Genomic DNA, 22842 nt, shown 5'->3' with positions numbered 1-22842 from the left:
CGCCAGCGTACGGGCGATGTTCGGGTGGCCGTATTCTTCGGTTTGAATTTGCTTATGCCGCAAGCAGCATCGCCAGAATCGCGGTGTCGGGATGGCTGATCGGGTCGACGCCGACGCGGCTCACCATCGAGGTGATGGTGCCGTCCGCTTCCGCCTCCACCCACGCCGCCCGATGCTCCAGGCCGAGGTACGGCAGCCCGGGCAGCAGTACGCACCCCGACGCGGCGCCGGTGCACTCCGGCAACGACGGCGTCGTTTCGGACGGCGGGTGCAACATCAGCAGGGCAGGCGGCTGGTGATCCGCGAAATACCCAGGCCGAATTGCCTTTTCACCGGTGACGGTGCCTTCGGCCAACACCAGGCCGACCGTCCCGGGTTGGGGTTCGTCGGGCAGTTCTTCACGGGCGCCGAACACCGTTGTGGTGGAGAGCAATCCGGGCAACGAGGCGACGCGGACCGCAGCCATCAGCAGCTGCGCCCACTCTTTGGTGGAATCAGGCCAGCGGCCAGAGATGACGAACCCTTTCAATGCACCGCGAGCATGAAAAGGAGCAATCCCGATCGGCCGTTCTGACCCCGCATCCATGTTGCCTCCGTGACGCCTTCATCCGAAGTAACCACGCTGGTAGCTCGAACAAAATGGTAGCTCGAATAATTAAGAATGCGCGGGGTTTTGGTGTCGTGCAACTCGACACGGCTAACGATTTGGCCAAAAGACAGGGGCGCCGCACGATGCCGCGCGACGCCCCTGCCAGGAGGTGAAATCAGGGGAATATCAGTCCCGAGGTCTTCGAAGTCGCTGCCTCGTAGCGAGACTGGACGTCGGCCCAGTTCACCACATTCCAGAACGCTTTCACGTAATCGGCTTTGACGTTCTTGTACTGCAGGTAGAAGGCGTGCTCCCACATGTCGACCTGCAGCAACGGAACGATGCCCAGCGGCACGTTGGCCTGCTGGTCGTACAGTTGGAAGGTCAGCAACCGGCCGCCCAACGTGTCGTAACCCAGCACCGCCCAGCCCGAGCCCTGCAGGCCGTTCGCGGCCGCACTGAACTGGGCCTGGAACTTGTCGAACGAACCGAACTGATCGTCGATGGCAGCTGCCAGGTCACCGGTCGGCTTGTCGCCGCCGTCCGGCGACAGGTTCTTCCACCAGATGGAGTGGTTGACGTGCCCGCCGAGGTGGAAGGCCAGATTCTTCTCGTTCAAGAAGATCGCGGAGTGGTCACCCTTGGCCCGCGCCTCTTCCAGCTTGGCGACCGCGTCGTTGACGCCCTTGACGTAGGTGGCGTGGTGCTTGGTGTGGTGAATCTCGTTGATCTGACCGGAGATGTGCGGTTCGAGTGCTGCGTAATCCCAGTCCAAGTCGGGCAGGGTGTATTCAGCCACGGCTTTCCTTCCTTCGATGAGCGGATCGTCTGACGTGCTACTCGCGGGGTCCCGCCACGGACGAAACCTGGCACCTTCAACCCTGCTCCATGGTGGCCTATGCCGCAAGGACGGGCCCCGGCGGACACCTTCCGCGGGAGCCGCCGGACGGGTGGTCAGGAAAGCGCGATGAGGGCCAGGACGCCCAGCAGTGCGAGAGCGATCAAGCCGGCCCGCAGGGCGGCGACCATGTAGGCCTGATTCCAGGCAGGCGACCCCGAGTACGAGTTCGACGGTGTCGATCCCGGACCGAACGAATGTGTGGCCATCAGACGCCTTCCACCTGCACGTTCACCTCAACGGTTTGATGGCGATTGATACCGATCACACGTGAGGTGAGTCACAACCGAGTATAGCGTTCGCGATCATAACGCTAACTTGGCCGAGTGGAAAACCGGTCGCACATTGGTCACTGGCGCGGCTCTGATCAGGGCGTTTGCTGAACGCCGCCGGGTGCCGGAGACGGCGCCGGAGCGCACGGTCCAACGGGGCCGGCCGTCAGGTTTGGTGCCGGCCGCGATTGGGTAATCCGCGTTGTTAAGCACGACGACCTATTTCGCTCAGGGCACCGCTGGGCTGTCGATTGATGCGTTTTGTTACCGGGGTGTTATCCACAGTCGCTTGAAAAGCTGGCCGATAGAGGCTGTATCGCCGACCCATACCCATTGTGGATAAACCTGTGGAAATTGTGGATAGTCCTATTTAGCTGTGGCGTAGGTCACGCCCCCGGCTGGGCCGGGTATCGACCGCTGTGCTGGCTCCGCCGGGATCTCCGAATCGCCGCGAGGCCAAGTTAGGCTGGTCCGGTGATCCAGGTGTGCTCTCAGTGCGGCACGCGGTGGAATGTGCGCGAACGACAGCGCTCCTGGTGCCCGCGCTGTCGAGGCGCGCTGATGGCACCGTTGCCCGACGCCCCGCCGGGCGACCCACGGTGGCGGCCGCCCGCCGGACCGGTACCCGCCCGACCGGTCGGCCAACGCACGCCACCTCGGTTGCCGCCGGGGTTCCGCTGGATTGCGGTTCGGCCGGGGGCGGCTCCGCCGCCGAGGCGGCCCCGACGCCCGCTGGGCCCGACGCCGCGCTATGCCGCCATCCCCCGGTGGGGCTTGGCGGACCGAGTGGCCCACGTCGGACCCACCCCGACGGATGCGCCGGTCAAAGCCGGACCCAGCGCCGAGATCGTCCGCGTTCTGCTCTTCGCCACCCAGTTGGTGCTTGGTGGCGCGGCCCTGGTCTACACCGTGCGGTACGGGCTGCTGATCTTCAACCGGAACACGCTGCTGAACTCGCTGGTGGCGGGTGCCGCGGACTGGTTGGGGATTGCCGCGAGCGTGGCCGCGCTGGTGTCGATGCTGGCCTGCTTCGTAGTGCTCATCAAGTGGCTGATCGCCCGCCGTGCCGCCGCCTTCACCCATCACGGTTTGCCGGAGCACCGGTCGGTCCGCCGCTTGTGGGCGGGCTGCCTGCTGCCGTTCGCCAACCTGGTGATGGCGCCGGTGTACGTCATCGAGCTCGCACTGGTCGAAGACCACTACGAGCGGTTGCGCAGACCAATCACCACTTGGTGGCTGGCGTGGGTGCTCAGCTATCTGGTGTCGCTGTTCGCGATCGCAACCAGCTTGTCCAGTGACGCGCAGGGGATCGCCAACAACACCGTGATGGTGGTGCTCTCCTACGTGGTCGCGGCGCTCACGGTGGCCACCGCCGGGCGTGTCTTCGAGGGATTCGAGCGCAAGCCGGTCGAGCGGCCGGCGCACCGCTGGCTCGTTGTAGAACCTGATCAACCGGCGCGGCCCGTCCCTGCCGCTCCGGTTGAGCCGGAGGGACAGGAACCGGCAGCATAGGCCTATGACGCGGGCGGATGAGGTCCTGACTGGCCACCCCTTCGTGGTTGCCCACCGCGGCGCGTCATCCGCCCGGCCCGAACACACCCTCGCCGCCTATGACATGGCCCTCAAGGAAGGCGCCGACGGGGTGGAGTGCGATGTGCGGCTGACCCGCGACGGCCACCTGGTCTGCGTGCACGACCGCCGGCTGGATCGCACCTCGACGGGCGCCGGTCTGGTCAGCACCGCGACGCTGGCCGAGCTGCACGAGCTGGATTACGGCGCCTGGCACGACAGCTGGCGTTCGGACGGCGCCCACGGTGACACCAGCCTGCTGACCTTGGACGCGCTGGTGGCTCTGGTGCTGGATTGGAACCGCCCGGTGAAAATCTTCATCGAAACCAAACACCCGGTGCGGTATGGGTCGCTGGTTGAAACAAAACTGCTGGCGCTGCTGCACCGCTTCGGTATCGCCTCGCCCCCATCGGCGGACCGGTCCCGCGCGGTGGTGATGTCCTTTTCCGCGGCAGCGGTCTGGCGGGTGCGGCGATCGGCGCCGATGCTGCCCACGGTGCTGCTGGGCAAGACCGGGCGCTACCTGAGCAGCAGCGCCGCCACCGCCGTCGGTGCCACGGCGGTGGGGCCTTCGCTGCCGGCGTTGCGGGACTATCCCCAGTTGGTCGATCGTTCCGCCGCGCAAGGCCGGTCGGTGTACTGCTGGACGGTCGACGAGTACGCCGACATCGACTTCTGCCGAGAGGTCGGGGTCGCCTGGATCGCCACGAACAACCCCGGCCGCACCAAGGCCTGGCTGGACAGCAAGAACAACGGCGGGTGATCCCCGCGTCTTACAGGTGGCCGCCCGCCGCCTGGGGCGCGCCCGACCCGACCGATACCGTCTCGACCTCGCGGGCAACGTACGTCTCCAACTCGAACAGGTTGGATCCGGCCCGGTCGGCGACGCGCAGCAGGGTGGACATCAGCGCCACCTCTTCGACCTGCTCCTTGAGGAACCACTGCATGAACTGCTCGCCCAGATAGTCGCCCTCGTCGCGGGCGACCGCGGCCAACCGGCTGACCTGGTCGGTGACGGCACGCTCCTGCTCGAGCGCCAGCGCCAGGGCGTCCCGCGGCCGATCGAATTGGTTGCGCACGCTGTCGGCGCCCGGTATTTCCACGCGTAGGTCGCGGTCGAGCAGGTGCTGCACCAGCATCATCGCGTGATTGCGTTCCTCGACCGCCTGGCCGTAGAAATGCTTCGCCAGCCGAGGCAGGGCCTCGCCGTCGAAATAAACCGCAATTGCGACATATTGTTGTGATGCGGTGAATTCATTGAATATTTGTTCCTGCATCAATGCATGGAATTTGGTTCTTGGTCCATCGAAATCGGTCATAGTTGCAGGTTAGTGCAGCTCAGACGGCATCTGCAACGAAGGTTCCACTTAGTCAGGAAAGGGTTCCCTAATTAATTCAAGCGGAAACAGTATTCTCGCGCAGGGCAGCGTTACCTAAGTTATGGAAGCCTACGTTGAATTTTCCAGACGCGCATTTATCCGGCGTTAGGGGCGTTAGGTCCCCCAGCAGTCAGGGCTGTCCGTCGATCGCTCCGGCCGGCACCGGCCGGTCGGCTCCCAGCGCGTCGAACAACTCGCTGGCGGCGTCGTGGTCCCAGATCACCACCGCACCGGCGCCGCTGTCGGTGAATTCGCCGATCGGGACCGTGATGGGGGTCGTGGGTCCGTGCAGTGCCCAGCCGAGCCGGGCCAGATCCCACGCATGGTCGCCGCGGTCGACCGTCAGCGCGCCGGCCGCCGCGCGCGGAACGGTGTACCACCGCCACGGGTTGAGCCAAACCGCTGGGCTGCCGGCGCGGTGCAGCAACTCCGACATGAACTGACGCTGGTGGGTCATCCGGTCCAGATCCGCTCGCGGCGTGGCCCGCGTCCGCATGTAGCCGAGCGCACCGCGCCCGTCCAGCTTCTGGCATCCCGCCGGCAGGTCCAGGCCGGCCAGGGGGTCGCGGACCGGTTCGGTGAGGCAAACGGTCACCCCGCCGAGCGCGTCGACCAGAACGGCGAATCCGGCGAAGCCGATCTCGGCGTAGTGGTCGAGACGCAGGCCGGTGGCCTGCTCGACCGTCCGTATCAGCAACGGCGCGCCGCCGATCGCGAACGCCGCATTGATCTTGTCCCGACCGTGATCGGGGATCGGCACATAGGAGTCGCGCGGTATCGACACCAGGGTGGTCGGTGTGCTGCTCCCGAAGCCTGGCACATGCACCAGCATGATGGTGTCGGTGCGGCTGGTGCCGACATCGCCGCCGGTGGCCAGGTCCTGCTGCTGCTCGGGGGTGAGGTCTTGGCGGCTGTCGGAGCCAACCAGCAGCCAGTTGGTGCCGCTGCCCGCGGCGGGGCGACCCGCGTAGTCGGTGAGCACGGTCTGTCGATGCACCGCGGAGTCGAACCACAGCATCCCGCCAAGGATCCCCGCCGTGCCCAGCAGCAACAGGATCAGCAAGCACAGCGCCGTCGTCCGGATCCACCGGCGCTTGGCGCGTTCTCGGCGTGGCTTCGGAGGAACCGGTCGTGGCGGCGGTGGCGTCCGGACCGGTGCCGGCGGTGCCAGTGACGGTGGTTGCGACGGTGGTCGCGATGGTGGTCGCGACGAAGGCGCCGGACGAACGGCGCGGCGAATCGCCGGCGGGGGTTCCCGCTGTGGCCGATCGCCGTTCACCTGGCTAACGTACGTCGTCGCGCCCGGTCCGGGGCGGCGGCCGGCTACCGGCGCGCTTGCAGGCCATTGACGAACGGGCAGCCCATCAGGACGCGGATCGCCTGGCTGAGGCCGGTCATGTCGTCGACGGGCTTGTGGAACGGCAGGCGGATGTCGCGGTCGCCGTCGGTTCCCTCGACGCGAAACCGCACCCCGTACCGGTCCAGGCCAAGCGGGCGCACGTGCCCGCGCCGCAGCGGCGCCGGCAGTCGGGATACCAGACGGGCGACCACGTCGTTGTGATCGGTAGTCAGGTGCCACAGCAGGGTGGACTCGACCTCGCAGAACGGGTCGGGCCGGGCCGCGAGCAGTTCGTGGACGCTGACCGGCTCCGCGCCTGTCGCGTCGGTCACCACCACCGAGTCGATTTCCAGGCGCAACAGCGTGTAGCGCGGGTCGTCCGCTTCGACGGGACCGGACTTCGGCGTCTGGATCTGCAGCAGTACCGCGGCGGGGTTCTCTGCGGCGATCAGGTCGAGCACTTTGGTCACAACGCCGGGTGGGATCTGGTGCAACCGCCCGCGTACCCACACCAGCGACCGCACGGGTTCGCGCAGCGGCAGCGGCGCATAGTCCGTCAACTCGAGCAGCGCTTGCGTTCCGCAGGGCAGCTCATCGGGATCGGCGTGCTCGCGGGAAACCGCGACGGCGAAGGTGCCGTCGTGCATCAGGTGATGCACCGGCGTGGCCACCGGATCCTCACCCTCGACGGCGAGCAGTGCCCCGCCGGCCCGGACACATGCGCTGCGAATCCGCTCGGCAGTGGTCGGCGTAGGGTGTGTGACCGGTAGCACGCTTACCTCCATTAAATTAGGTAAGGCTAAGGTAACTTAGGGCTGGTAAGGCCGCAAGAGCCGGACCGCCGTTAGGGTTGTGACGTGGCCCGCATCGCTTATCTCGGTCCGGAAGGGACCTTCACCGAGGCGGCGTTGCTCCAGATGATGGCCGCCGGGCTCGTTCCCGGCTGCGAGCCCGACCTTCAGTCCGGTGCTGTGCAGCGGGTCCCGGTAGAGAGCACACCCGCCGCACTGGATGCGGTGCGGGGCGGAGCGGCGGACTACGCCTGTGCGCCGATCGAGAACTCCATCGACGGCTCACTGGCCTCCACGCTGGACAGCCTGGCTATCGGTTCGCCGCTGCAGATCTTCGCCGAGACCACGCTGGATGTGGCATTCAGCATCGCCGTTCAACCCGGCCGCGACGCGACCGGTGTGCGCACCGTGGCAGCGTTCCCGGTGGCCGCAGCGCAGGTACGGCAGTGGCTGGCCGCCCACCTGCCCGGTGCCGAACTGCGACCCGCCTACTCCAATGCCGACGCCGCGCGCCAGGCGGCCGACGGGGAGGTCGACGCCGCGGTGACGTCTCCGCTGGCTGCCGTCCACTGGAAGCTGGCGGCGATCGCCGAGGGTGTGGTCGACGAGGCCGGCGCTCGCACGCGGTTCGTCCTGATCGGTCCACCCGGGCCGCCGCCGGCGCGAACCGGGGCGGATCGCACCTCGGCGGTGCTGCGTATCGAGAACGCGCCGGGGGCGCTCCTGTTGGCGCTGACCGAGTTCGGGATGCGGGGCATCGACCTGACCCGCATCGAATCCCGGCCCACGCGCACCAGTTTGGGCACCTACCGGTTTTTCGTGGACTGCGTGGGACATATCGACGACGACGCCGTCGCCGAGGCATTGAAGGCGCTGCACCGCCGTTGCGCGGAGGTGCGTTACCTGGGTTCCTGGCCCACGGGCCGGCCCGCGGGGGTGCCGCCGCCTTCTTCGGATGAGGCTTCGAGTTGGCTGACGGCGCTGCGGGAGGGCAGACCGGATCCGGCCGTGAACGTGGGGGAAGGGCAGCAATGAGTGGCCGACTGGTACTGCTTCGGCATGGACAGTCCTACGGCAACGTCGAGCGCAGGCTGGACACCCGTCCGCCGGGGGCCGCACTGACACCGCTGGGCAGGGATCAGGCTCGGGCGTTCGCGCGCGGCGGGGCCAGCCGGCCGGCGATGCTGGCCCATTCGGTAGCCATCCGGGCCTCCGAGACGGCGCAGGTGATAGCCGCGCAGTTCGAGCTGCCTCCCGTCGCGCTGGGCGGCATTCACGAGGTGCAGGTCGGCGAGCTGGAGAACCGCAACGACGACGACGCGGTCGCCGAGTTCAACGCCATCTACAAGCGGTGGCACCTCGGCGAGCGGCACGTGGCGCTACCCGGCGGTGAAAGCGCTGACGAGGTGCTGGACCGGTACGTGCCGGTGCTGACCGAGCTGCGGATGCGCTATCTGGACGACGACGGTTGGGATGGCGACATCGTGGTGGTCAGCCACGGCGCGGCGATCCGCCTGGCTTCGGCGGTGCTGGCCGGAGTGGACGGCAGCTTCGTGTTGGACAACCCGTTGGACAATGCCGAGTCGGTGGTGCTGGCGCCGATCACCGACGGACGGTGGAGCTGCGTGCGGTGGGGGAACCTGACGCCGCCGTTTTATCCCGAGCCCGGCGCCACGCCGGTGCAGGACGCTGTCGCGTCAAGCACCGACCCGATGGGTTGAGCCGATGATGGTGGTCGTTTCCACGCAGGTGCAGCCGACTGCATCGCAGTCGACCACGAAGGTGTGGGTGAACAGTTCGGGGGCAACGCAGTCCGGGTCGGTACATTCCGGCCTGCCCAGCCAATGACGAATGACGGTGCCGTGGCAGTGATCTAAGCCTGCCTGGCAGTCGCGGCAGCCTGTGCTCATAAGCCGTTCATAGCACTCCACACGGACAAGTGGGGGAGCAACGCCGGACCAATCAGGCCCAGCCCAGCTCATCGAGCCGGTCGTCGTCGATGCCGAAATGGTGTGCGATCTCGTGGATCACCGTGATCGCGACCTGATCCACCACGTCGTCCTCCGAGTCGCACACGTCCAGGAGCGTGTCGCGGAAGATGGTGATCGTGTCCGGAAGCGCGCCCGCGTAGTCAGAGTCCCGCTCGGTGAGCGCCACACCTTCGTACAAACCCAACAGGTCTCCCTCTGGATGCCGGTCGGCGACCAGAACCACAACGTTGTCCATCGCGGCCGTCAGTTCTTCGGGAATGAGGTCGAGGGCGTCGGAGACCAGCTCGTCGAAACGCTGCGGGTCCATCCGCACGGCCACGGCGTCAGTTCACCGGTGCCGGCTCGGCGGGTGGTGGATTGTCAGCCGGCGGCGGCGCGCCGCCGTCCGGTGCTGGCGGTGGTCCCTGGGGCGCGGGTGCCTGGGGCGCGGGCGCGGACGGCTCCCGGGTAGGCGTCACCACCGGCTGCTGGTTGGGCAAATGCTGATTGCCCGGCGGTGTGCTCGGCGTCTGCTGCGACGGCGCCGACGGCTGCTGAGTCGGCACCTGAACCGGGATCTGCGGCAGCGTGAGCCGCTCCTGCGGGATGTCGGGCGGCGGCACGGGCGCCTGACCGTTGATCAGCAGCTGGCCCTTGGCGCTGTTCACCAGGGTGGCCCAGCCGCCGTTGCCCAGCGTCGCGCCGATGTTGCACGCGACCTCGCGGCTACCCGCCGACCAACTGGGCAGCGACACCGTGGGGTAGATCAGGGTCAGGGTGGTGGTGCGCAGCTTGACGGGTGCCAGGTAGCCGTCGGTCATCTTGGTGCAGGCGTCCTTGATGAACCCGTCCTGCTCGGCCTCGGGGGGCAGCGCGTTGGGGAACCTCTCGCCCAGGTTGACGGTGCCGGTGACTTCCATCGCATGTGGCGCCGCACAGTCGACCGGAACGTCGACCGGCTGGTTTGTGGTCGAGTCGATGCCCAGACAGGTGCCGGCCGGCCACACCTTCGACTGGTCGATCTCGGCGACCTTGCCCTTGAAGGCGACCTGCTGGTTGTTCGGGCCGGGCAGCTGCAGACCGCACAGCATGCGGCGCTCACCGGCCTGCCGCCAGGCGCGGTCACCGGACCACAGCATGCTCACGGTGAACTTGCTGTTGGGGTCGAACTTTGGGCCGAGGTAGCGGCGGACCGCGGGCTCGCACTGTTCGGTATTGATCTGCTGGATGCGGGCCGGTGACGGCGGCGGGGCGGTGGGGCCGTATTCGGCGCCAGGGAACGTCCGCATGTCGACAGACTCGGCGACCTCAAAGCGGTGGTCATCGGCGCAACTGACGATGGTCGCCGACTCCGGTGTGCCGTCCGGCCAGTTGAGGCAGTCCCCGCTGACGGCGCGGCTGAACGCGGCATTGCTCTTGGACCCGGTGCTGGGCACCGGATCACTGTCGATGTAACCGGCTAGCCGCCCCGGGCCGGTGCCGACGGAAGGCAGCGCGGTGACCAGCCCGGCGATCAGCAGACCACCCAGGGCCGTCAACAGCAGCCCGCGTCGGGTCGCCGACGCCTGCAACCCCCGCGGCCAGCGGAACCCGCCCGACGCGGCGCCCGCGTCCTCGTCGTCGACCAGGTCCACGTCCTCGGCCGGGTCCTCTTCGAAGTCCTCGGCGGTTTCGTGCTCGGCCACATCCTGGGTCGCCTCAACGGCGCCGGGCTCGTCCGGCGTCGCTTCGGTCGACGGCTCGTCCGCCTCGGCGCCGGTGGCGTCGTGGTCGGGCTTTTCGTCTCGCTCGTCCAACATCGGCTCCATTCTGACAGGCGCGAATGGGCAGCGTTACCAATGTTGCTGATGTGAGACCGGGCGGGCGACCCAAGTAATCTTGCGGCCGTGATCGACCTGAAGCTGCTCCGCGAGGACCCCGACGCCGTACGACGCTCCCAACGAAGCCGCGGCGAAGACCCGGCGCTGGTGGATGAGCTGTTGAGCGCCGACGCCGCACGCCGGGCGGCAATCGCGACCGCCGACGCGCTGCGCGCCGAGCAGAAGGCCGCGAGCAAGAGCGTCGGTGCGGCTTCGGCCGAGGAGCGTCCGGCGTTGCTGGAACGCGCGAAGGATCTCGCCGAGCAGGTGAAGGCCGCCGAGGCGGACCGGGCCGCGGCCGAGACGGCGCTGACGGCCGCGCACATGGCGATCTCCAACGTTGTCATCGACGGCGTTCCGGCCGGGGGAGAGGACGATTACGCGGTCCTCGAGGTCGTCGGCGAACCGCCGGCGCTGACCGACCCCAAGGACCACCTCGAACTGGGCGAATCGCTGGGTCTCATCGACATGCAGCGGGGCGCGAAGGTTTCCGGTTCGCGGTTCTACTTCTTGACCGGCCGCGGCGCCTTATTACAGCTCGGTCTGCTGCAACTGGCGCTGCGAGTGGCGGTCGACAACGGCTTCATCCCGATGATCCCGCCGGTCCTGGTGCGCCCCGAGGTGATGTCCGGGACGGGCTTTCTGGGCGCGCACGCCGACGAGGTGTACCGGCTGGAGGCCGACGATCTCTACCTGGTCGGCACCTCCGAGGTGCCACTGGCGGGTTACCACTCCGACGAGATCCTCGACCTGTCCGCCGGGCCCCTGCGGTACGCGGGCTGGTCGTCCTGCTTCCGCCGGGAGGCCGGCAGCTATGGCAAGGACACCCGCGGCATCATCCGGGTGCATCAGTTCGACAAGGTGGAGGGCTTCGTCTACTGCCGGCCCGACGAGGCCGAAGCCGAACACCAGCGGTTGCTGGGCTGGCAGCGCGAGATGCTTGCGCACATCGAGGTGCCGTACCGGGTGATCGACGTGGCCGCCGGTGACCTGGGCTCCTCGGCCGCGCGGAAGTTCGACTGCGAGGCGTGGGTGCCGACCCAGGCGACCTACCGCGAGCTGACTTCGACGTCGAATTGCACCACGTTCCAGGCCCGCCGGCTGGCCACGCGCTACCGCGATGCCAACGGCAAGCCGCAAACCGCCGCCACGCTGAACGGCACGCTGGGCACCACCCGCTGGCTGGTGTCGATTCTGGAGAACCACCAGCAGCCCGACGGCAGCGTCCGCGTCCCCGCCGCGCTGGTGCCGTACGTCGGCACCGAGGTGCTGGAGCCGGCCTGACCGGCTCACGCACCCGCTAAGAGACCAGAGCGCCGGCCGGCCGACCCGACCGTTCGTGCCGGCGCTGGCGTTCGATGGTGGCGAAGTAGAAGGCGAACGCGAACGCGAAGCTGGTGAACAGGCTGCTGACGAAGTACAGCCACGGCCGCTTGAGCCCACGCCGGTACCCGTCGGTGATCGAAAACAGCGGCAGCAGAATCACATTCGCAATCGTGTAGTCCTGGCTGGCCGAGCCCGCCGCCGGGTTGGTGAACATCAACTGGATGTACTGCGTCCAACTGCCGGGACCCCAGATCGGGTTGTGCGCCCCGGTGAATCCGTGCGGTGCGTACCCCTGCACGAACCGGATGTTGAAGTACCAGCCCAGCGCGATCGAGGCGATACCGACGACGTAGTACACGATTTCCAGGGTTGAGAACAGTGGTCCGTCGGCGGGTCTGGCGTAGACCGCCGGATTCGACTTGACGATCCACAGGATGACGGCGATTCCGAGCACAGCGTGGGCGATGAGAGACACCATGCGCGCAGTTTCGCGCTCCTGGCAAAGTTTTGTCAATATTGCCGAAACCCGGCATAGCAAAAACTCGAACTTTTGGTACGTTGTCGCAATGGTCCGCCCAGCTCAGACGGTGCGCAGCGAGCGCACCCGGGAAGCGCTGCGCCAAGCCGCGGTGGTGCGGTTCCTGGCCCAGGGCGTCGAAGAGACGTCGGCCGAACAGATCGCCGCGGACGCCGGAGTCTCGCTGCGGACCTTCTACCGCCACTTCAACTCCAAACATGATCTGCTGTTCGCCGATTACACCGGCCTGAACTGGTTCCGCGCCGCGCTGGAAGCCCGGCCCGCCGACGAGCCGGTCATCGATTCGGTGCAGGCGGCGATCTTCGCGTTCCCCTACGACGTGGAGGCCGTCACCAAGATCGCCGCACTCCGAGGTGGTGAGGTTGACCAGGGCCGCATCGTCCGGCACATCCGCGACGTGCAGGCAGATCTGGCCGACGCGATCCAGGTCCAGCTACAGCGCCGCAGGCGTCCAGGCACACTCACCTCCGAAGCTCGGCTACGCGCTACGGTGATCAGCCGATGCATCGCGGCCGCCGTATTCGGGGCGATGGAGGCGTGGATGGTTGGCGACGACCGGACGCTCGGCGCGCTGGCCAAGATGAGCCACCTGGCGCTGGAGTCGCTGCGCGAGGGCATCGGGGACACCTGGTCCGACTGACCGCCCGACGGGACTTCCCCGAGCCAAGTTTCGTCATAATTGACAAAACTTGACCGGCATGCCAGCCTCCAATCCGGGAGGTGGCGCATGTCTGAATCTGGCACCCAATACGACGCGATCGTCATCGGCGCAGGGCACAACGGGTTGACCGCGGCGGTGCTGCTGCAACGGGCGGGCCTGCGGACCCTGTGCCTGGACGCCAAGCTGTACGCCGGCGGCATGTCCTCCACGGTCGAACTGTTCGACGGCTATCACTTCGAGATCGCCGGTTCGGTGCAATTCCCCACCTCGCTGGAGGTCATCAGCGAACTCGGCCTGGACACCATTCCGACGGTCGACCTCGAGGTGATGTCAGTAGCGCTGCGCGGTGTCGGGGACGACCCGCTGGTCCAGTACAGCGACCCGATGAAAATGTTCGCCCACCTCAACGAGGTGCACGGAGCGGACGCAGTCGCCGGAATGGGCGGCCTGCTGATGTGGGCACAGGCTCCGACCCGCGCTCTGGGCCGATTCGAGGCGGGCACGCTGCCCAAGACGTTCGACGAGATGTATGCCTGCGCCACAAACGAATTCGAACGCTCCGCGATCGACGACATGCTGTTCGGCTCGGTCACCGACGTGCTGGACCGCTACTTCCCGGACAAGGAAAAGCACGGGGCTATACGCGGTTCGATGACGGTGCTGGCGGTGAACACCCTCTACCGGGGCCCGTCGACTCCGGGCAGCGCCGCCGCGCTGGCCTTCGGGCTGGGGATTCCCGATGGCGACTTCATGCAGATGAAGAAGCTGCGCGGCGGGATCGGCGCGCTCACCGCCCATCTGGCGCGAGTGCTGGAAGAGAACGGCGGCGAAGTACGGCTGCGGTCCAAGGTCGGCGAGATTCTGGTCGCGGACGGCCGGGTGGCCGGAGTGCGCACCGAAAGCGGCGACACCTTCTCGGCCCCGATCGTGGTGTCTTCGATCGCGCCCGACGTGACGCTCAACGATCTCATCGACCCCGCCGTGCTGCCGTCGGAGATCCGTGACCGGTACTCGCGTATCGACCACCGCGGCAGCTACCTGCAAATGCACTTCGCCCTCGAAGAGGCGCCGCAATTCGCGGCACCCTACGAGGCGCTCAACGACCCGACCATGCAGGCGTCCATCGGGCTGTTCTGCACACCGGAAGAAGTTCAGCAGCAGTGGGAGGACTGCCGGCGGGGCATCGTGCCGGCCGATCCCACGCTGGTGCTGCAGATCCCGTCGGTGCACGACCCGGATCTGGCACCGGAGGGCAAGCACGCCGCTTCGGCATTCGCACTGTGGTTCCCGATTGAGGGTGGCGCCCAGGACGAGGGACGTTACGGCCAGGCCAAGGTCGAGATGGGACAGCGCGTCATCGACAAGATCACCCGTCTGGCACCGAATTTCGAACGCAGCATCATTCGGCACACCACCTTCACCCCCAAGCACATGGGAGTCATGTTCGGCGCGCCGGGCGGCGACTACTGCCATGGCCTGCTGCACTCCGACCAGATAGGCCAGAACAGGCCAGGCCCGAGAGGCTATATAGGACAACCCATTCCGGTACGCGGGCTGTATCTCGGCAGCGCCGGTTGCCATGGCGGGCCGGGGATCACCTTTACGCCCGGATACAACGCCGGCCGAGCCGCCCTGGAAGATCTCTAACGGCGTTCGGCCAGCAGTTCTTCCAAGCAGGCCAGGAATTCGTCGGGACGCGCGGGTGTGAAGGCCGGCTTGGACCCGGGTATGTCCAGCGTGATCAGCGTGGACTTGAGCGGGCGGTACAGGTCCAGCGGCAGCCAGCGGCGAAGGTCGGGGCTGCCCCAGACGTTGAATCGGACCGTGAACAGGCCCAGCGGCTCGGCTTTGTACGACCGGATCTGGTCGAGCCCGATCACCTTCGCCGTGCCGGACGGAAAGTGATAGCGGCGCAACGTGATCGCCATCTGGTCCAGCTGGACGACTCCGTCGTCGTAGCACCTATCGGCCATCGTGGTCATGCCCGGTTGCTCCGCAATTCGTGCCCGCGCGTGGTCAGGCAGCGGCCGTCGGCCAGCCGCCACTGCCACCCGTGCAGGTTGCAGGTCAGCGTGTCGCCCTCGATCACACCGAATTTCGACAGGTCGGCCTTCAGATGGGGACACCGTCGCTGAATCTCCCAGCCGTCCATGGTGATCGACGCGGAGTCGTCGTGGGTTTCGGCGAACCACCCGTCGGCGTATGCGATCCGCTCGTCGGTGAGGCACTTGAAGAAGGTGTACAGGTATTCGTTGTAACCGCCGACGCGCCAGGCCCGGAAGCGGGTGGACAGAAAGATGGTGTTGACCCAGTCCGGCTCGTTGTCGCGGAGCACCGTGCGCACCAACTCGGGTGCGATCGCGAATCCGTAGCGGAACTTCTCGTCCGCAATGCGTTCCCGCACCGCTCGTTTGGGGAAGTCCAGGACCACCGTCTCGGGACCGATCACCAGTTCCACCGGGTAGCCGATGCCGTCACAGATTTCGTTGCTGCCCAACATGATCGGCTCGAACAGCGCCCGCAGCGGTTCGAGCAGCGGCTCTCCGGCCGCCGCGGCCCAGCCGGCCTTCTCGGCGGCCAGGACGGGCGCCTTCCGCTCGGCGTAGTCGGCGATGTAGGCCGCCTTGCCGGTGCTGAAGATCGCCTCGACCTCATCTGTGGGCAGGGGATGGGTCAGCGAGTTCAGCGCCGAACCGGTGAAGTCCGCGACCGAACCCGGCATCATCAGCAATCCGCCGTCCTGACCGTGGCGGCGCATCTGATCCAGGAAGACCATCTGGTCGGGGAAGATGTTCGCCGGATCGCCGCTGTCGTCGTTGAGGTGCCGCAGGTCTGGATCCAGGAAGCACGGCGGGCCCGCAGACGGCACCACCCACGTCGCCCCGACCTGGGCGATGTACTGGCGGGCACGGTCCATCTGGCGCTGACGCTTCTGGGTGCCGAACGCCTCCTTGGCGCGGGCCGGCATGTCGTAGACCATCGGGTACCAGATCGCGCCCGAATACTGCAGCAGGTGCACGTCGATTTGACCGAAGTCGGCGGCCAGGATGTCCAGGTCGACCGGCCGCGCGTCGTTCATGTTGAACACCGTGGTGTCGCCATCGGAAACCACCAGCGCCGAGTCGCCGATCGGGCCGTCGGCGGGGGCGCGCAACGCGATGATCATGATGTCGAGATCGCCCTTGGGGCCCGACAGCTGGTGCTGCACCGAATCCGTGGTCTCGAAGAACCGGTGAAACCCCAGCTTCTCCAGTTCACTGCGCAGGTCGGGTACCGGGAAGTCGGGCAGCAGCACGACCGTGTCCTTGTTCACATGCGCGGTCAGCAGCTGGGCGTCGAAGTGGTCCCGGTGCAGATGCGACACGTACAGGTAGTCGCAGTCGCCCAGCGCGTCCCAGTCCAGCCCGCTGTTGTCCGGGAATGGGAACCACGACGCGAAGTACGCCGGGTTCACCCACGGGTCGCACAGGATGCTGCCCGCCCGGGTTTGGATTAGAAAGCCGGCGTGGCCGACGCTGGTGACCTGCACAAATACCCTTCAAATACCGTTGAGAAGACGCTGGGAGTTCGCCCCGAGTTTAGCTGGCGTCAAAGGTCCGGGTCTTGCCACAGCCGCCGGTAGTAGTCGATCCGGACCGGATCCGGTGCGATGCCGTAGGCGTTGAAGAACTCCGCCGCCCAGTCGTGGCCGGGGTAGTTCCAGCTCAGCGAAAGGGTGGCCACCGCGAGATCCGCCCATCGATCGGCCACGCCCAGGTCGCCGAGGTCGACATGTCCGCGGTAGCGCCCCGTTTCGTCGATCAGTGTGTTGGGGGCGCACGCGTCGCCGTGGCACACCACCAGCCGATCGATCGGCGGCGGATCGGGAAGGTTCGCCCGGTGCGCCGGGTGCAACAGCGGCAACCGGCTCGCCACCGACCAATCGAACGGGCACGACGACACCGGCAACGCATCGTGCATGGTGCGTAACCCGACCGCGATCGCCCGGACCGCTACGGCCGCCTCCGCCTGCCAGCGCGGGTGCACCGCGGACAGCCCCGGCAGACCGAGGGTGCGCAGCCACGCGCAGCCGTCGTCGACCCCGAAATCCAGCACCGGCGGCACCGGGATATACCGCCCCGCCCAGCTCAGCCGCTGTGCCTCGGCGGTGAAATCGATCGAGTACTCGGCGCCCACCTTGATGAACTCGGCCCCCGAATCCACCCGGAAAGTGACATCGCCCAACTCGTTGCGCCAGACCGCGCGCACCGGTCTGCCGGCCGCCAGCCGGCGCACCACCGCGGGCACCGCCGCGGGCGGGAAATCAGCTGGGTAGCTCACCGATGATCCCGTCTCGTCGCACGTCCGGTTTCCACCACTTCAGGAGCATGCCAGCCGAGCGCACTAGGCTGATCTGCTGTGGAACCGGCATACGGCACTGCCATTACTCTTGCCCGCCTGATATTTCGTCTACAGGGTCTCAAGATCACCGTGACGGGGGTAGAGAACCTGCCCACCAGCGGCGGTGCCGTGGTCGCGATCAATCACACCGGCTACCTGGACTTCACCCTCGCCGGCCTGCCCGCCTACCGGCAGGGCCTGGGCCGGAAAGTGCGTTTCATGGCCAAGCAGGAGGTCTTCGACCACAAGATCGCCGGCCCGCTCATGCGCTCGTTCCGGCATATCCCGGTGGACCGCGATAGCGGCGCAGCGTCGTATGCCGCCGCGGTCGAGAAACTCAAGGCCGGTGAACTGGTCGGCGTCTACCCCGAGGCCACGATCAGCCGCAGCTTCGAGATCAAGGAATTCAAAACGGGCGCCGCGCGGATGGCGGTGGAGGCCGGCGTGCCGATCGTGCCGCACGTCATCTGGGGCGCCCAGCGGATCTGGACCAAAGGCCATCCACGGAAGTTGTTCCGGCCCAAGGTGCCGGTCCAGGTGATCGTCGGTGAACCGATCGAACCCACGCTGCCCACCGCCGAGTTGACCGCGCTGTTGCACTCCCGGATGCAGCACCTGTTGATCCGGGCGCAGGAGCAGTACGGGCCGCACCCGGCGGGCGAGTTCTGGGTACCGCACCGGCTCGGTGGCGGCGCGCCGTCGTTGGCCGAAGCGGCCCGCATGGACGCCGAGGAGGCTGCGGAGAAGGCGGCGCGCCGTGCCGAGCGAGCGCATCCGTCCGGAGCGCCGGAGCAGTGACCGATGGCGGAGCCCACCTATCGCGCCTGCGAGATCCTGGCCCAGTTCCTGGTTCTGGCAACTGGGACCCGGATCACGTACCAGGACGAGGAGTACATCCCGGAGCGCGGCGGGGCGGTGGTCGCCATCAACCACACCAGCTACGTCGATTGGTTGCCGGCCGGATTGGCGATGCGCCGACGCGGCCGTCGCCTGCGGTTCATGATCAAAGCCGAGATGCAACGGGTCAAGATCGTGAACTTCCTGATCAAACGCAACGGCGCCATTCCGGTGGACCGCAGCTCCGGCGCGGACGCTTACACCTTCGCGGTCCGGGCGTTACGCGAGGGCGAATTGGTAGCGGTCTATCCCGAGGCCACGATCAGCCGCAGCTTCGAACTCAAGGAGTTCAAGACGGGTGCCGCGCGGATGGCCGTCGAAGCCGACGTTCCGATCGTGCCGCTGATCGTGTGGGGCACGCAGCGCATCTGGACCAAGGGCCACCCGAAACAGGTGGGCTACAACAAGATACCGGTCACCGTCGCGGCTGGGCCGCCAATCCGTGCCGCCACCGATATCTCCGCGACCGGCCAGACGCTGCGCTCGTCGATGACGGCGCTACTGGACCGGGTGCAACGGGACTACCCGCATCCGGCGGGTGCGTACTGGGTACCGCGTCGGCTCGGCGGTGCTGCGCCGACGGTGGCGGAAGCAGCGAAAATGGACGCTGACGAGAAGAATGCGGCGAGGGCCGCGCGACGGACACCGCAGCGGAAGCGGGGAGGAGAGTCGACACATGGCTGAGCCGTTCTTCCGGTTCATGGAATTCTTCGTTCCCTCGGTCGTTGCGCTGAACGGAAACAAGATCACGTATCAGGGGCTGGAAAACATCCCCGAGAGCGGCGGCGCGATCATCGCCCTCAACCACACCAGCTATGTCGACTGGATCCCGGCGTCGCTCGCCGCGCTGGAACGCAAGCGGCGGCTGCGGTTCATGATCAAAGCCGAGATGCAGGAGGTGAAAGCGGTCAACTACGTGATCAAGCACACCCAGTTGATCCCGGTTGATCGCAGCCTGGGCTCGGAGGCCTACGCGGTTGCGGTGCAGCGCCTCAGGGAAGGCGAACTGGTCGGGTTGCATCCCGAGGCGACCATCAGCCGCAGCTTCGAGCTGCGGGAGTTCAAGACGGGCGCCGCTCGGATGGCGATCGAGGCGCAGGTGCCGATCGTGCCGATGATCGTTTGGGGCGCGCACCGGATCTGGCCCAAGGACCATCCGAAGAAATTGCTGCGCAACAAGATTCCGATCGCCGTCGCGATCGGTCCGCCGTTGTGGCCGCAGGGCACCCCCGAGGAGTTCAACGCCGTTCTGCGCCAGGCGATGGAGTCGATGCTCTATTGGGTGCAGGAGCGCTACCCGCATCCCAAGGGTGAATACTGGGTGCCGCGCCGGCTCGGCGGCAGCGCGCCAACCCCGGATGAGTCCAGAGAGTTCCGCATCGCCGAACTGGCCGAGCGGGCACAGAAGCGGGCGCAAGAAGGTGTGGGGTCCAAGAGGCGCAAGAGGGCGACCCCCGCTGACGACACCGGCAAACTCTGACCGACGGAACCTATTGCTCAACCATCCTGCACTCATCGGGTGCGACGTTGACGGCACCCTGTTCGACGACGACGAAACGCTCAGCCCGCGCACCCGTGCCGCGGTGCGCGCAGCGGTCGACGGCGGAGCACATTTCGTGCTGGCCACCGGTCGACCGCCGCGCTGGATCCGGCCGGTGGTCGACGCGCTCGGCTTCGCGCCGACCGCGGTCTGTGCCAACGGCGCCGTGGTCTACGACCCCGAACACGACCGGGTGATCTCGGCGCGCGCTCTGGCCGTCGACACCCTCGCCGCCCTCGCCGAGATCATCGAGGGCGCCATCCCGGGCGCAGGGCTGGCGGTGGAGCGGATCGGCGAGCGCGCCCACGACACCGCAACCCCGCAGTTCGTCAGCTCGCCTGGCTACGAGCACGCGTGGCTCAACCCCGACAACACCGAGGTGTCTGTTGCGGACCTGCTCAGCGCGCCGGCGATCAAGCTGCTCATTCGCAAGGCCGGCGCGTCCAGCGCGGAGATGGCCCAGGCGCTGGCCCCGCACATCGGCGACGAAGGTGACTTGACGTATTCCACCAACAACGGCCTGCTGGAGATCGTGCCGCGGAGTATCAGCAAGGCCAGCGGCCTGCGGGAGGTTGCCGAGCCGTTGGGGATCAGCGAGGCGGAGATGATCGCCTTCGGGGACATGCCCAACGACATCCCGATGTTGCTGCGGGCCGGACGCGGCGTGGCGATGGGCAACGCGCACCCCGAGGCGCTGGCCGTAGCCGACGAGGTGACCACCCGCAATTCGGAGGACGGCGTCGCCCGCGTCCTGGAGCGTTGGTGGTCTTAGCCCACCTTGGCCACCTTGGCCACGAGGATGTGGGAGACTGCCCGCGTGTAGCGCGACGACCGGAGGGGACCGGGAGGACAGCTAGTGGGGTCAGAAGAAGACCCGCGGGAAGGCAACGAGCCCGCGGAGGGCAAGCCAGACGATCTAGAGGAGATCGAGCGCAAGAGAAAAGCCCGCGCGGACGGCGTCACCGAGCAGTTCGACCTCGGTGAGATCGAAGGCAAGCGGAAGGCTCGCGAGGCTGACGCCGCCGCGCCGCCCAAACCCACGAGCGACCGTCCCGCCGCGGAACGGCCCCGCAAGAGCTCGCTAGGCGCCAACCGCAAAGACGGCCCGGGTAAGGTGCCCGACGCGCCGCCCAAACTCAAGCCGCTCGGCAGCATCCAGTTCCAGGACGCGGCCACCACCAAGCCGCGGCCGCCGACCCCGGCGGAGTTGCGCGCCCGGCAGAAATACGAGGACAAGCAACGCGAGCTCGAGGAAATACGGCTCGCGGCGGAGGCCAAGCGTCAGCGGCAGAAGCGGATCCTGATGGGCTCCGCGGCTGCGGTGGGCGTGGTCGGCCTGGTCGCCGGCGTGGGGTACTGGTTGCTGTCGCCGAATCACGTCACCGCCCAGTGCGTCCGGGACGACCCGAACGGTCAGCCGGTAATCGTTCCCGACAGCTACTGCACCGGTCACACCCCGGGCCTCAACGGGTTCTTCTTCTGGGGCGGGCATTCTTACCGCTACTACTACGGCAGCTCCGGGTCGGTGGGGCAACGGCCGGTGGGCGGCTCGACGAGCCTGCCGAAGGGCGCAACCGTCACTACCAAGTCCGGCACCACGATTCAGCGCGGCGGCATCGGTGGCAGTGGCGGCAAGGGCGGGGGGGGCTCGTGAAACGCGGCAGGACGCCGCCGCGGCCGAACTGGCAGTCGATCGTCGAATCGCAAGGGCTCGTGTACGGGACGCCGGCGCGCGATGCGGGAGGCGCGGATCGGCCCTACTGGGATGAGTCGGTCTACTACGAATTCGAGATGGACGAGATCCTCGCTCTCGAAGCCGACGTGGAACTGCTGCACTCCATGTGCCTGAACGCTGTCGAGCAGGTGATCCTGATGGAGCGGTACGCGGATTTCGGTCTGCCGGAATGGAGTTGGCCCCACATCGCCGAATCCTGGCGCCGATCCGACCCACATGTGTACGGCCGCTTCGATTTACGCTACGACGGGCGGCGGCCGGCGGTGCTGCTCGAGTACAACGCCGACACCCCGACCACGCTGTTGGAAGCGGCGATCCTGCAGTGGTATTGGCTCAAGGACAAGTTTCCCGGCGACGATCAGTGGAACTCGTTGCACGAACAGCTGGTGGACCGCTGGAAGGCGGTACGAGACCTGTTGCCCAGCAACGAGTTGCACTTCTCCTGGTCCGGTGTGGAGGCGACCGGCGAGGACCAGATCACCACGACCTACATGCAGGAGACCGCCGCGGAGGCGGGCTTTCAGACCGTCGGGCTACTGATCGAGGATGTCGGCTGGGACTCCGCGTTGGAGCGGTTCGTGGACCTGGAAGAGGATCCGATTCAGGCGATCTTCAAGCTGCACCCCTGGGAGTGGGTGCTGGATGACCAGTTCGGCAAGTACGTCGTTTCAACACTGCCACAGACGATGTGGATCGAGCCGTTGTGGAAGACGCTGCTGTCGAACAAGGCGATCCTGGCCGTGCTGTGGGAAATGTACCCCGGGCACCCCAACCTGCTGCCCGCATACCTCGACGACCCGCACGAACTCACCGAGTATGTGCGCAAGCCCAAACTCGGTCGTGAGGGCGCAAACGTCACCATCGTGGGCGCCGGCATGGAGACCGCGACCGGCGGCTTCTACGGCGAGGAAGGCTTTGTCTACCAACTGCTCGACCCATTGCCCGAATTCGACGACATGCGGCCCGCTCTCGGCGCCTGGATCGTCGGTGACACGTCCGCGGGGCTCGGTATCCGCGAGACGGCCGGGCTCATCACCGACGACGGCGCCGCATTCGTGCCGCACCGAATCCCGCTCAGGTAACCGGAACAAGGGAGTTG

At 67.0% G+C, this 22842-nt stretch carries 26 protein-coding genes; 13 read left to right on the top strand and 13 right to left on the bottom strand.

All coding sequences use genetic code 11. The annotated features are described in order from the left end of the window. Window positions 1-52: 52 nt before the first annotated feature. The 3 genes from A5645_RS11435 to A5645_RS28135 all read right to left on the bottom strand — a co-directional run bounded on the left by A5645_RS11435 (window position 53) and on the right by A5645_RS28135 (window position 1696). Window positions 53-586, bottom strand: a complete 534-nt coding sequence (locus tag A5645_RS11435; RefSeq protein ID WP_036362450.1) for a hypothetical protein — start codon at window positions 584-586, stop codon at window positions 53-55. A gap of 178 nt (window positions 587-764) precedes the next feature. Beyond that, on the bottom strand, window positions 765-1388 hold the full coding sequence (locus A5645_RS11430; RefSeq protein ID WP_036362451.1) for a superoxide dismutase: 624 nt from the start codon (window positions 1386-1388) through the stop codon (window positions 765-767). Between the two features lie 155 nt (window positions 1389-1543). Next, window positions 1544-1696, bottom strand: coding sequence for a hypothetical protein (locus A5645_RS28135; RefSeq protein ID WP_167659592.1), 153 nt, complete (start codon window positions 1694-1696; stop codon window positions 1544-1546). A 537-nt stretch (window positions 1697-2233) separates the two neighbouring features. Between A5645_RS28135 and A5645_RS11425 the strand changes: the two genes are divergently transcribed. Next, window positions 2234-3271, top strand: coding sequence for a DUF4328 domain-containing protein (locus A5645_RS11425; RefSeq protein WP_081288295.1), 1038 nt, complete (start codon window positions 2234-2236; stop codon window positions 3269-3271). 4 nt (window positions 3272-3275) lie between these two features. Continuing rightward, complete coding sequence (locus A5645_RS11420) at window positions 3276-4091, top strand: glycerophosphodiester phosphodiesterase (protein ID WP_065129566.1); 816 nt, start codon at window positions 3276-3278, stop codon at window positions 4089-4091. A 10-nt stretch (window positions 4092-4101) separates the two neighbouring features. Here A5645_RS11420 and A5645_RS11415 read toward each other — a convergent pair whose 3' ends face one another. From A5645_RS11415 to A5645_RS11405, 3 genes are all read right to left on the bottom strand, one after another. Beyond that, entirely contained in the window at window positions 4102-4647 is a 546-nt protein-coding gene (locus tag A5645_RS11415; RefSeq protein ID WP_065129565.1) for a ferritin, read from the bottom strand. Between the two features lie 190 nt (window positions 4648-4837). Then, window positions 4838-5986: an LCP family protein gene (locus tag A5645_RS11410; protein WP_065129564.1), complete on the bottom strand. Its 1149-nt coding sequence runs from the start codon at window positions 5984-5986 to the stop codon at window positions 4838-4840. A 44-nt stretch (window positions 5987-6030) separates the two neighbouring features. After that, the gene (locus A5645_RS11405; RefSeq protein ID WP_065129563.1) at window positions 6031-6831 is read right to left on the bottom strand and encodes a DUF2470 domain-containing protein; all 801 of its coding nucleotides are present in this window, start codon (window positions 6829-6831) and stop codon (window positions 6031-6033) included. 72 nt (window positions 6832-6903) lie between these two features. Between A5645_RS11405 and pheA the strand changes: the two genes are divergently transcribed. Both pheA and A5645_RS11395 read left to right on the top strand, forming a co-directional pair. Next, window positions 6904-7872, top strand: coding sequence for a prephenate dehydratase (gene pheA, locus A5645_RS11400; protein WP_065129562.1), 969 nt, complete (start codon window positions 6904-6906; stop codon window positions 7870-7872). Next, window positions 7869-8558, top strand: a complete 690-nt coding sequence (locus A5645_RS11395) for a histidine phosphatase family protein (RefSeq protein WP_065036634.1) — start codon at window positions 7869-7871, stop codon at window positions 8556-8558. The genes pheA and A5645_RS11395 overlap by 4 nt, the downstream gene beginning before the upstream one ends. Here the strand turns inward: A5645_RS11395 and A5645_RS28660 are convergent. Genes A5645_RS28660 through A5645_RS11385 form a run of 3 tightly spaced genes read right to left on the bottom strand, consistent with a single transcriptional unit; the run spans window position 8535 to window position 10606 of the window. Further along, a complete protein-coding gene (locus A5645_RS28660; RefSeq protein ID WP_081288294.1) occupies window positions 8535-8747 on the bottom strand; it encodes a hypothetical protein in 213 nt (70 codons plus the stop codon). The two genes, A5645_RS11395 and A5645_RS28660, sit on opposite strands and share 24 nt — an antisense overlap. 52 nt (window positions 8748-8799) lie before the next feature. Beyond that, entirely contained in the window at window positions 8800-9147 is a 348-nt protein-coding gene (locus A5645_RS11390; protein WP_065129561.1) for a metallopeptidase family protein, read from the bottom strand. A gap of 4 nt (window positions 9148-9151) precedes the next feature. Then, complete coding sequence (locus A5645_RS11385) at window positions 9152-10606, bottom strand: septum formation family protein (RefSeq protein ID WP_436405487.1); 1455 nt, start codon at window positions 10604-10606, stop codon at window positions 9152-9154. A gap of 87 nt (window positions 10607-10693) precedes the next feature. Here A5645_RS11385 and serS point away from each other — a divergent pair, with 87 nt between their 5' ends. Beyond that, window positions 10694-11950 carry a serine--tRNA ligase gene (gene serS, locus A5645_RS11380; RefSeq protein ID WP_065129560.1) on the top strand — a complete coding sequence of 419 codons (1257 nt, stop codon included), beginning with the start codon at window positions 10694-10696 and terminating at the stop codon, window positions 11948-11950. Between the two features lie 16 nt (window positions 11951-11966). On the opposite strand, the gene A5645_RS11375 is transcribed toward serS, so the two are convergent. Further along, entirely contained in the window at window positions 11967-12470 is a 504-nt protein-coding gene (locus A5645_RS11375) for a DUF2834 domain-containing protein (protein ID WP_065036179.1), read from the bottom strand. 88 nt (window positions 12471-12558) lie between these two features. Here A5645_RS11375 and A5645_RS11370 point away from each other — a divergent pair, with 88 nt between their 5' ends. Together A5645_RS11370 and A5645_RS11365 are read left to right on the top strand one after the other, a co-directional pair. After that, entirely contained in the window at window positions 12559-13170 is a 612-nt protein-coding gene (locus tag A5645_RS11370; protein ID WP_065036180.1) for a TetR/AcrR family transcriptional regulator, read from the top strand. 87 nt (window positions 13171-13257) lie between these two features. Beyond that, window positions 13258-14838 carry a phytoene desaturase family protein gene (locus A5645_RS11365; RefSeq protein WP_065129559.1) on the top strand — a complete coding sequence of 527 codons (1581 nt, stop codon included), beginning with the start codon at window positions 13258-13260 and terminating at the stop codon, window positions 14836-14838. On the opposite strand, the gene A5645_RS11360 is transcribed toward A5645_RS11365, so the two are convergent. From A5645_RS11360 to A5645_RS11350, 3 genes are read right to left on the bottom strand one after another with little or no spacing between them, the layout of a single operon-like run. Continuing rightward, window positions 14835-15164: a hypothetical protein gene (locus tag A5645_RS11360; protein ID WP_081288296.1), complete on the bottom strand. Its 330-nt coding sequence runs from the start codon at window positions 15162-15164 to the stop codon at window positions 14835-14837. The genes A5645_RS11365 and A5645_RS11360 overlap by 4 nt on opposite strands. Before the next feature lie 5 nt (window positions 15165-15169). Further along, window positions 15170-16720, bottom strand: a complete 1551-nt coding sequence (locus tag A5645_RS11355) for an MBL fold metallo-hydrolase (RefSeq protein ID WP_065129558.1) — start codon at window positions 16718-16720, stop codon at window positions 15170-15172. A gap of 59 nt (window positions 16721-16779) precedes the next feature. Continuing rightward, entirely contained in the window at window positions 16780-17511 is a 732-nt protein-coding gene (locus A5645_RS11350) for a phosphotransferase (protein WP_065129557.1), read from the bottom strand. A gap of 78 nt (window positions 17512-17589) precedes the next feature. Here A5645_RS11350 and A5645_RS11345 point away from each other — a divergent pair, with 78 nt between their 5' ends. The 6 genes from A5645_RS11345 (at window position 17590) to A5645_RS11320 (ending at window position 22825) form a co-directional block, all read left to right on the top strand. Continuing rightward, a complete protein-coding gene (locus tag A5645_RS11345; RefSeq protein WP_065036185.1) occupies window positions 17590-18369 on the top strand; it encodes a lysophospholipid acyltransferase family protein in 780 nt (259 codons plus the stop codon). 3 nt (window positions 18370-18372) lie between these two features. Continuing rightward, the gene (locus A5645_RS11340) at window positions 18373-19152 is read left to right on the top strand and encodes a lysophospholipid acyltransferase family protein (protein WP_065036186.1); all 780 of its coding nucleotides are present in this window, start codon (window positions 18373-18375) and stop codon (window positions 19150-19152) included. Next, the gene (locus A5645_RS11335; protein WP_065129556.1) at window positions 19145-19948 is read left to right on the top strand and encodes a lysophospholipid acyltransferase family protein; all 804 of its coding nucleotides are present in this window, start codon (window positions 19145-19147) and stop codon (window positions 19946-19948) included. Before A5645_RS11340 ends, A5645_RS11335 begins: the two co-directional genes overlap by 8 nt. A 13-nt stretch (window positions 19949-19961) precedes the next feature. Beyond that, entirely contained in the window at window positions 19962-20780 is an 819-nt protein-coding gene (locus A5645_RS11330) for a Cof-type HAD-IIB family hydrolase (RefSeq protein ID WP_065129555.1), read from the top strand. 84 nt (window positions 20781-20864) lie between these two features. Next, window positions 20865-21662 carry a hypothetical protein gene (locus tag A5645_RS28655; RefSeq protein WP_253866939.1) on the top strand — a complete coding sequence of 266 codons (798 nt, stop codon included), beginning with the start codon at window positions 20865-20867 and terminating at the stop codon, window positions 21660-21662. Beyond that, window positions 21659-22825 carry a glutathionylspermidine synthase family protein gene (locus A5645_RS11320; protein ID WP_065123227.1) on the top strand — a complete coding sequence of 389 codons (1167 nt, stop codon included), beginning with the start codon at window positions 21659-21661 and terminating at the stop codon, window positions 22823-22825. The genes A5645_RS28655 and A5645_RS11320 overlap by 4 nt, the downstream gene beginning before the upstream one ends. Window positions 22826-22842: the final 17 nt, after the last annotated feature.

This window comes from Mycobacterium asiaticum, assembly GCF_001673635.1.
Classification (GTDB): Bacteria; Actinomycetota; Actinomycetes; order Mycobacteriales; family Mycobacteriaceae; genus Mycobacterium; species Mycobacterium asiaticum_C.
Note: the sequence above shows the minus strand (reverse complement) of the source record. Positions and strands in the feature narration are given on the sequence as shown.

Bases quoted from the DNA above. Each gene is read 5' to 3' on its own strand.
- A5645_RS11365 (WP_065129559.1), top strand. From the start codon at position 13,258: ATGTCTGAATCTGGCACCCAATACGACGCGATCGTCATCGGCGCAGGG.
- A5645_RS11435 (WP_036362450.1), bottom strand. From the start codon at position 586: ATGGATGCGGGGTCAGAACGGCCGATCGGGATTGCTCCTTTTCATGCT.
- A5645_RS11360 (WP_081288296.1), bottom strand. From the start codon at position 15,164: ATGGCCGATAGGTGCTACGACGACGGAGTCGTCCAGCTGGACCAGATG.
- A5645_RS11335 (WP_065129556.1), top strand. From the start codon at position 19,145: ATGGCTGAGCCGTTCTTCCGGTTCATGGAATTCTTCGTTCCCTCGGTC.
- A5645_RS11415 (WP_065129565.1), bottom strand. From the start codon at position 4,647: ATGACCGATTTCGATGGACCAAGAACCAAATTCCATGCATTGATGCAG.
- A5645_RS11375 (WP_065036179.1), bottom strand. From the start codon at position 12,470: ATGGTGTCTCTCATCGCCCACGCTGTGCTCGGAATCGCCGTCATCCTG.
- A5645_RS11340 (WP_065036186.1), top strand. From the start codon at position 18,373: ATGGCGGAGCCCACCTATCGCGCCTGCGAGATCCTGGCCCAGTTCCTG.
- A5645_RS11370 (WP_065036180.1), top strand. From the start codon at position 12,559: ATGGTCCGCCCAGCTCAGACGGTGCGCAGCGAGCGCACCCGGGAAGCG.
- A5645_RS28660 (WP_081288294.1), bottom strand. From the start codon at position 8,747: ATGAGCACAGGCTGCCGCGACTGCCAGGCAGGCTTAGATCACTGCCAC.
- A5645_RS11385 (WP_436405487.1), bottom strand. From the start codon at position 10,606: ATGTTGGACGAGCGAGACGAAAAGCCCGACCACGACGCCACCGGCGCC.
- A5645_RS11395 (WP_065036634.1), top strand. From the start codon at position 7,869: ATGAGTGGCCGACTGGTACTGCTTCGGCATGGACAGTCCTACGGCAAC.
- A5645_RS11405 (WP_065129563.1), bottom strand. From the start codon at position 6,831: ATGGAGGTAAGCGTGCTACCGGTCACACACCCTACGCCGACCACTGCC.
- A5645_RS11420 (WP_065129566.1), top strand. From the start codon at position 3,276: ATGACGCGGGCGGATGAGGTCCTGACTGGCCACCCCTTCGTGGTTGCC.
- A5645_RS28135 (WP_167659592.1), bottom strand. From the start codon at position 1,696: ATGGCCACACATTCGTTCGGTCCGGGATCGACACCGTCGAACTCGTAC.